The sequence below is a fragment of the Actinomadura soli genome, from assembly GCF_005889715.1.
Classification (GTDB): Bacteria; Actinomycetota; Actinomycetes; order Streptosporangiales; family Streptosporangiaceae; genus Spirillospora; species Spirillospora soli.
Window position 1 is genome coordinate 1 of the sequence record NZ_VCKW01000616.1, and the last position, 530, is coordinate 530.

Consider the following 530-nt stretch of genomic DNA (forward strand, 5'->3'; position numbering starts at 1 on the left):
CTCCGAATTCACGGTGAAGAACCACGTGAACCGCATCTTCGCGAAACTCGCGGTCGCCACCCGCGGCGCCGCCATCGCCCGCTGGCTGCGCACGGACGATCCGCCCCCGCCGCCGACAGATCCGTGAAAGAACCGGGAAAGGACGGCTCGCGACACTTCATGCGTAGGGACGATTCATACGCGAGAAAGGTGTGCGAGATGCAGTATCAGAAACTGGCCCGAATGGTGGCCGTCCCCGGACTGGCACTCACCATGGCGGCCACCCCGGCCCGCCCGCCGGACCGCCTGCCGGGCCGCCTGCGCCGGACCGCTCCGCATTCGGTCTCACCCCGCGCGAGAGCACGGTCATGGACCTCATCGCCCGGGGCCGCACCAATGCCGAGATCGCCCGCGACCTCGTCATCTCCGAATTCACGGTGAAGAACCACGTGAACCGCATCTTCGCGAAACTCGCGGTCGCCACCCGCGGCGCCGCCATCGCCCGCTGGCTGCGCACGGACGATCCGCCCCCGCCGCCGACAGATCCGTGA

The 530-nt window shown here is 68.7% G+C and carries 1 protein-coding gene; it reads left to right on the forward strand.

The genetic code is table 11. The features are described 5' to 3' along the window. Positions 1 to 191: 191 nt before the first annotated feature. Positions 192 to 530: a response regulator transcription factor gene (locus ETD83_RS45805; RefSeq protein WP_329603089.1), complete on the forward strand. Its 339-nt coding sequence runs from the start codon at positions 192 to 194 to the stop codon at positions 528 to 530.